Below are 6,843 nucleotides of genomic sequence, written 5' to 3' on the forward strand. Positions count from 1 at the left end.
CGGAACTCGCTTCGAGCCGCACAAAATCCACTATCGACTCACAGCGGGCGCGCCGCGCGCCGCGAAGGGACACCATGCTTCCTTATGGGCGACAATCGATCGACCAGTCCGATATAGACGCCGTGACGGCGGTCCTGTCCGGCGACTGGCTCACGACCGGCCCCCAGGTCACGGCCTTCGAGGCCGACCTCGCCGCCGTCACCGGTGCCGCATGCACCGTCGTCTCGAACGGCACGGCCGCGCTGCACACGGCGTACGCGGCCGCGGGCATCGGCCCGGGCGACGTCGTGCTCATGCCGCCGATGACCTTCGTCGCGACGGCGGCCACGGCGATCGCGCGCGGTGCGACCGTCCGCTTCTGCGACATCGATCCGCGCACCGCGACGATCGACCCGAACGCCGCCGCCGCCCTCGTCGACGACGCGACCCGCGCGGTCGTGTGCGTCGACTACGCCGGCCACCCCGGCGACTACGACCGGCTCCGAGAGGTCACCGACGCGCACGACGTGACGCTCGTGTCCGACGCCGCCCACGCGATCGGCTCGCTCTACAAAGGCCGTCCGGTGGGCTCGTTGGCCGACCTCACGACCTTCTCCTTCTTCCCGACGAAGAACCTCACGACCGCCGAGGGAGGAGCAGTCGCCGCGCTCGACGCGAGCCATCACACGCGGGCCCAACGGTTCCGCACCCACGGCCTGATCCGCGATCCGAGACAACTGCGCGACAGCGATGAAGGGGGCTGGCACCAGGAGGTCGCCGAACTCGGCCTGAACTATCGACTGCCGGACGTGCTGTGCGCCTTGGGTCGCAGCCAACTATCCCGATTGGACTCGTTCAAGGCGCGACGAGCGCGGCTGTTCGAGCGGTACGGCGTCGGACTGGCGGGGCTGCCGGGCGTCGGACTGCCCGCCCGGCACGGCGACGTCGATCCCCTGTGGCACCTGTACGCGATCCGCGTCCACGATGGCCGCCGCAGGGAGGTCTACGAACGCATGCGCGCCGCCGGGATCGGCGTCCAGGTCAACTACCTGCCGGTGTACTGGCACCCGGTGTTCGCCGACGCCGGATACCGGCGCGGGCTCTGCCCCGAGGCGGAGGCGTTCTACGGCGAACAGCTGTCGTTGCCGCTGTACGCCGACCTCGGCGACGCGGACCAGGATCGCGTGATCGAAACACTATGGACGATTCTAGGTTGATCGATGCATCACGCCAACCACTTCTACGGACACGCCGCGATCCTGGCGCGTTACTGCGGGATCGGGGTCGAGTCACCGCCGATCCGCGGCTACCTGCAACACGGCTGGAACATCGGCGACGGCCTCGGGCCCGGAACCCCGTACGTCCACGGTGAACCGGTCTTCGTCTGGTCGGACGCGACACGGCTCCGCGCACTGCGCGTCGGCCGTCCGAACGTCATCGCGATCGGCGCCCCATGGCTGTACCTGCCGGGCGAGTACGCGTCCCGGCTCCATTCGACGGAGACCGGGGAAGCTCCGACGTGGTCGTCGTTCGACGCCCCTCCTCGGCGCGCCGAGGCCGGACTCGACTACGCGCCGGAGCCGTTCCCCGCGCCGCGCGAAGGCGAGCGCGCAGGGACGATCTGGTACCCGTTCCACGGTTACGAGGCACAGGAGGTGACCGGGGATCATCGGCGGCTCATCGCCGAGATCCGTTCCGTCGAAACGGAACCGGTGACGGTGTGCCTGTACTGGTTCGAGTATCGCGACCGACGCATCCGGCGGTTGTACGAACGCGCGGGTTTCGACGTCGTGTGTCACGGCTATCGCGGGTTCTGGTGGCGGGACACCGATCCGGCGTTCCTGCACCGGCAGCGCGAGACGCTGCGGCGGTTTCGCCGGGTCGCGTCGAATCGGGTGTCGAGCGCGTTGTTCTACGGCGTCGCCGCCGGCTGCGAGCCGGCCGTCTACGGCGACCCGATGGTCCTGGAGGACGAGGACGGCGAGTACGGCGGCCACGCCCGCATCTGTCGACAGTGGCCGGAACTGCTCGGCCCGGCCGCGGACGTGGCGACGGCGCGTCGGATCGCGGCCGTCGAACTCGGCGTGGACCACGTGGTGTCGCCGCCGGAGCTCACTGAACTTTTCGGATGGTCCCTGATGGACGAGAGAGCGGGTGCGGCGGATCCTCACGACCGCACCGTGAAGGAGCTTGCATGAACTCGACGCCCCTGCTGACGCGCACGGCCGTCCACGGTCCCGGCGATCGTCGAGTCCGCGCCGGTGGTCCGCCCGTCGCGGCGTTGTTGTCGGGCCTGCCACTGGTGGGTGCTCGCGTTCTCGTCGCGGGGCCGCACGACGACGCGACGATCCACGCCCTCACCGACGCGGGCGCGAGCGTCACGTGGTTGACGCGGTCCACTCGCGACGCGGCCGCCTCGGCGAGCCGGAATCCGACGGTCTCTATGGTGGTCGGTGGGCTCGACGCGCTCCCGGCCCCGGACGACGCGGACGACGCCGCCCCCGCGAGCGTCCCGGAGCCGCTGCGCGGGCGTTTCGACCTGGTCGTCGCCGCTGACGGGCTCGGCCGTCTTCAATCGAGCGAGAGTCCCACGACGACATGGCGGGACTCATTCCGGAGACTGTGCGGGGCCGTCGCCGACGGCGGTGGAATCCTGCTGTACCAGTCGAATCCGGTCGGTTTGCAGCTGCTCGACCGCCTCGACCGCAGCCCGATCGCGCGGGGCCATGACGGCGCCGGGCCTCCCGAGTCCCTCGCCGAGCTGCTGATCGCCACGACCGACGCGGGTCTGCGCCCGTCCCGGTCGTGGTCGGCGTTCGGCGTGGAACCGGCGACACTGCTCGTCGAACGTCGCCCCGCCTCCGTCGACTCGGATGACCTGGCGGCGCTCATGTCCGAGGCCGTTCGCGACGACGAACGTCCCTCCCTACTGGGTGACGCGTCGGCGTTGTTCGGCGTCGCCATCCGCACCGGTCGCGTGCCCGACGTCGCGACCGGATGGTTCACCCACGCGCACCGGGAGGGCACCGCGCCGGTGGGGCCGCCGATACTGGTGAGCGACCGGGCCGCGCCGGGGCATCGACTGTCGTACCGCGTCGACGACGACGGCGCCACGGTGCTGGAGTGCGGCGGCGGGGTGGGCGACATCGTCCGCGACCCGGACGGATTGGCGTCCGTGGTGGGCGGCCCGTCCGTGGAGTCGCTGTTGCTCGCCGCCTGCGCCGACGCCGACCGGCCGACGATTCGGCGACTGCTCGGGGCCGTCGTCACCTGGCTGCGCGCCGGCGCCGCGAACGAAGTCGTGACGGGTGCGGCGGCACTCGCGACCCTCGACGGCATCGCGCTCCGCGACGGGACTCCCGTACTGCGGCAACCGACCTGGCGGCTCACGACGCCGACACCCGTCGACGTCGTGATCGCGCGCTGTCTGCACCGTTTCGCGGCGACACTCATCGGCGGCGCCCATCCGCACCCGTGGACGGCCACGTCCGACGCGGTCGCGCTCACGGCGATGCTCGCCGGGGCGGCGGGCGCCCGCGTCGAGTCCGCTGCGTTGTCGGCGGCGATCGACCTAGAGGTGCGGTTTCGCGCCCTCGAACGGAATCTGCCGGGCGAGGAGGTGGAGGCCTTGCGCGACAGGCTGAACCGTCTGGCCGCGACGGATCCGCCGGTCTCGGAGAACGGCTATCGTCAACTGTGGATGGCTTGGCGCGCCACTCGGCGCGAACTCGACCGCCTGACGGAGCGCTCCGAATGGGAAGCGCAGATCCTCGCGTCCCGCGACCTGGCGATCGCGAAGCTGGACGAGGAGCTCGCGCTGTATCGCGCGACGTTCTTCGGCCGCCTGCTCCGGTTGCTGCGGCTCATCGCCGGTGCCGCCCGCGCGGACGCGCGCAAGGTGTTCCGCAAGGCCCGAGGCCTGCGGAGGTCCCGCGATGACGACTGACCGGCATCGACTGCCCGCACGGGCACCGACGTCAAGACGCACACGACGACGAGCGCCCGGGGCGACGCCCTGCTTCGTCCTCAAGCGACTCGCCCTCGAATCGAGTCCACCCCGAACGGCTCGGTCCTTCGGCGACCCACGAACGTCGACAATCCATATCGGAGGTCCCGATGACCGTTGAGCTGCTGGGAATCGTGCAGGCGCGCATGACGTCGACCCGACTTCCGGGAAAGGTCCTGCTCTCACTGGCGGGACGCACCGTCCTCGAACGAGTCGTGCGCGCCGCGCTCGCCGGTGGTGCCGTTGATGAGCTCGTCATCGCCACGTCCACCGACGGCGAGGACGACGCGATCGCGCGAGAAGCGGATCGGCTCGGCCTCGCCTGCCACCGTGGGGACCGGGACGACGTCCTCGGCCGGTTCCTCGGAACGCTCGCCGCGTACCCGGCTCGCGCGGTCATGCGGTTCACGGCGGACTGCCCGCTGCTCGACCCGGACATCATCGCGACGACGGCCCGCGTCTTCGGGGCGGCCCGGGTCGACTACGTCAGCACCGGACTCGGCGGCACCCTCCCGCGCGGGCTCGACGTCGAGGTGATCACCGCCGACGCGCTGCGATCCCTGGGCGGCAAGGCGACCGGCCACCATCGCAGCCACGTCACGTCCTATGTATATACACACCCGGAGGTGTACACGACGCTCGGCTTGGCCTTCGCCCCCAATCGGGCGCACCACCGGCTCACGCTCGACACCCCGGACGACTGGAGCCTGCTCACGGCGATCGCCGAGCACTTCGGGGACGGCATGCCGTCCGTGGCCGCCGTGACCGCCTGGCTCGACGCGAACCCCGCCGTCAGCGCGCTGAACGCCCACATCAGACAGAAAGCCTTGGAGGACGGATGACCCCCACCCGGATCGGCGTCCGTTGCGACGCCGGGGCCGCCATCGGAACGGGGCACGCCACGCGCTGTCTCGCCCTCGCCGAGGAACTCCGACGACGCGACGTCGAGGTCGAGTTCTTCGTAGACCCCTCGGAGGTGCCGTGGCTGGCCGAACGGTTCGCGACCGCAGGTCACCGACCGCACCCACCGCCGTCCACCCCCGACGACATGCTCGCCGCGACGGCCGCGCACCGTCTCGACGGCTGGGTGCTCGATTCGTACACACTGGACCCGACCTGCGCGGTCGTGCTGCGGGACAGGGGTTGTGCCGTCCTCGCGATCGTCGACGGTGACACGCGCGGGCAGCTCGCCGACATCCACCTCGATCAGAACCTCGGCGCGGAGAGAACGCCGGACCACCACGGCGGCGATTCCCCGAGCACCGAAACCGCCGCGCGCTTCGAAACGGACGACCGTCCGCCGAACACGGTCACGACCCCCCACGCGCAACCCGAACCCGACGGACTTCCCAACAGCGCCAACACAACCGCACCACTGCGCGTCGAACCCGGCGATCCGCCCCCGAACGCCCCCACGACCACACCCAACGGCCTTTCCCCGCACACCAACACAACCGCACCACTACGCCTCGCCGGGCTGCGCTACGTCCTGCTGTCGGACGCGATCCTCGATCGACGTCCCACCGCGCCCCGCTTCCGGCACCTCTCTCAGCGACCGTCCATCCTCGGTGTCTTCGGCGGAACGGACGCCTACGGCGCGGCCCCGGTCGTCGCGGCGCTGCTCGCCGAGACGGGCGTGCCGGCCGACATCGTGATGGTCGCGGCGAACGAGTCCCGACGCCGCGAACTCGAACGCGTCCTTCCCGCTGCGGGGCAGACGATCGCGGTGATAGATCCGACGAGCGAGCTCCCCCGGCTCATCGCCCGATCGGACCTCGTCATCAGCGCCGCCGGGACCTCCACATGGGAGATCCTCTGTCTCGGGGCGGCCGCGGCCCTCGTCCGCGTCGCCGACAACCAGCGCCTCGGCTACAACCGCGTCATCGACGCCGGGCTCGCCGTCGGCCTCGGCGGCCTCGACGAACTGGCTACCGTCGGAACGCGCGACACCCTGCGGGCCCTGCTGACCTCCCCGAATCGACTCGATCGCCTGCGCGCCACGGCCTGGGCCGCCGTCGACGGGGACGGGCGCGGACGAGTCGCCGACGCCCTGCTGTCAACGGTCGCCGCCAGAAAGGGGGCCCGGTCATGACCGCGATCATCTCCGCGCGCGATCTCGGCGTCCGGTTCACGCGCGGCGGACGGTCCGGCGGACGGCTGCGCGAACTGTTCATCCACCGCCGCGACCGCACACCCCGCACCACGGACTTCTGGCCGCTGCGACACCTCGACTTCGACATCGAACCCGGCGAGGCCGTCGGCGTCCTCGGCTCCAACGGCACCGGAAAGTCCACACTGTTGAGGCTCATCACCGGGGTGCTCATCCCGGACGAGGGCCACGTGACGCGGCGCGGCGGCGTCGCCCCACTCATCGCGCTGTCGGCGGGCTTCGCCGACGACCTCACCGGCCGGGAGAACGTCGAGATGGTGGCGGGTCTTCATGGCATGAGCCGCAAGACATTGCGGGCGGCCTTCGACGAGATCGTCGACTTCGCCGAGGTGGCGGACTTCATCGACACCCCGATGCGGCACTACTCGTCGGGCATGCGCGTGCGGCTCGGCTTCGCCGTCATCACCCGCCTCGACCACCCGATCCTGCTCGTCGACGAAGCCCTCGCCGTCGGAGACACCCGCTTCCGCCGCAAATGCCACGCCGTCATCGAAGCCATGCTCGCCGAGGGAAAGACGCTGGTACTGGTGTCCCACAACGACACCGACCTCACCCGCTTCTGCACCCGAGGCCTGTACCTGGACGCTGGACGGCTCCGCGTCGACGGCACGATCGCCGACGCACTCGCCGCCTACCACGCACTAGCGGCGGCGACCCCCTAGAACGACTCCGCAGCTCCCCTCCCTCC

Annotated in this window: 6 protein-coding genes; all 6 read left to right on the forward strand. The window is 70.8% G+C overall.

Translation table 11 applies throughout. The annotated features are described in order from the left end of the window. Positions 1-74: 74 nt before the first annotated feature. The 6 genes from ACM9NP_RS13160 (at position 75) to ACM9NP_RS13185 (ending at position 6,817) form a co-directional block, all read left to right on the forward strand. Positions 75-1,196, forward strand: a complete 1,122-nt coding sequence (locus tag ACM9NP_RS13160) for a DegT/DnrJ/EryC1/StrS family aminotransferase (RefSeq protein ID WP_415646950.1) — start codon at positions 75-77, stop codon at positions 1,194-1,196. A 3-nt stretch (positions 1,197-1,199) separates the two neighbouring features. Continuing rightward, positions 1,200-2,177: a hypothetical protein gene (locus tag ACM9NP_RS13165; RefSeq protein ID WP_415646951.1), complete on the forward strand. Its 978-nt coding sequence runs from the start codon at positions 1,200-1,202 to the stop codon at positions 2,175-2,177. After that, a complete protein-coding gene (locus ACM9NP_RS13170) occupies positions 2,174-3,925 on the forward strand; it encodes a hypothetical protein (protein WP_415646952.1) in 1,752 nt (583 codons plus the stop codon). The genes ACM9NP_RS13165 and ACM9NP_RS13170 overlap by 4 nt, the downstream gene beginning before the upstream one ends. 170 nt (positions 3,926-4,095) lie before the next feature. Continuing rightward, complete coding sequence (locus ACM9NP_RS13175; protein WP_415646953.1) at positions 4,096-4,827, forward strand: cytidylyltransferase domain-containing protein; 732 nt, start codon at positions 4,096-4,098, stop codon at positions 4,825-4,827. Beyond that, positions 4,824-6,077 (forward strand): PseG/SpsG family protein, encoded by a 1,254-nt coding sequence (locus tag ACM9NP_RS13180; RefSeq protein ID WP_415646954.1) that lies wholly within the window; start codon positions 4,824-4,826, stop codon positions 6,075-6,077. Before ACM9NP_RS13175 ends, ACM9NP_RS13180 begins: the two co-directional genes overlap by 4 nt. Then, positions 6,074-6,817 carry an ABC transporter ATP-binding protein gene (locus ACM9NP_RS13185; RefSeq protein ID WP_415646955.1) on the forward strand — a complete coding sequence of 248 codons (744 nt, stop codon included), beginning with the start codon at positions 6,074-6,076 and terminating at the stop codon, positions 6,815-6,817. Before ACM9NP_RS13180 ends, ACM9NP_RS13185 begins: the two co-directional genes overlap by 4 nt. The last annotated feature ends 26 nt before the right edge of the window (positions 6,818-6,843 follow it).

It is taken from the genome of Stackebrandtia soli (assembly GCF_965137155.1).
Classification (GTDB): Bacteria; Actinomycetota; Actinomycetes; order Mycobacteriales; family Micromonosporaceae; genus Stackebrandtia; species Stackebrandtia soli.

Coding starts and splice junctions, on each gene's coding strand:
- ACM9NP_RS13175 (WP_415646953.1), top strand. CDS start 4,096: ATGACCGTTGAGCTGCTGGGAATCGTGCAGGCGCGCATGACGTCGACC.
- ACM9NP_RS13170 (WP_415646952.1), top strand. CDS start 2,174: ATGAACTCGACGCCCCTGCTGACGCGCACGGCCGTCCACGGTCCCGGC.
- ACM9NP_RS13165 (WP_415646951.1), top strand. CDS start 1,200: ATGCATCACGCCAACCACTTCTACGGACACGCCGCGATCCTGGCGCGT.
- ACM9NP_RS13185 (WP_415646955.1), top strand. CDS start 6,074: ATGACCGCGATCATCTCCGCGCGCGATCTCGGCGTCCGGTTCACGCGC.
- ACM9NP_RS13180 (WP_415646954.1), top strand. CDS start 4,824: ATGACCCCCACCCGGATCGGCGTCCGTTGCGACGCCGGGGCCGCCATC.
- ACM9NP_RS13160 (WP_415646950.1), top strand. CDS start 75: ATGCTTCCTTATGGGCGACAATCGATCGACCAGTCCGATATAGACGCC.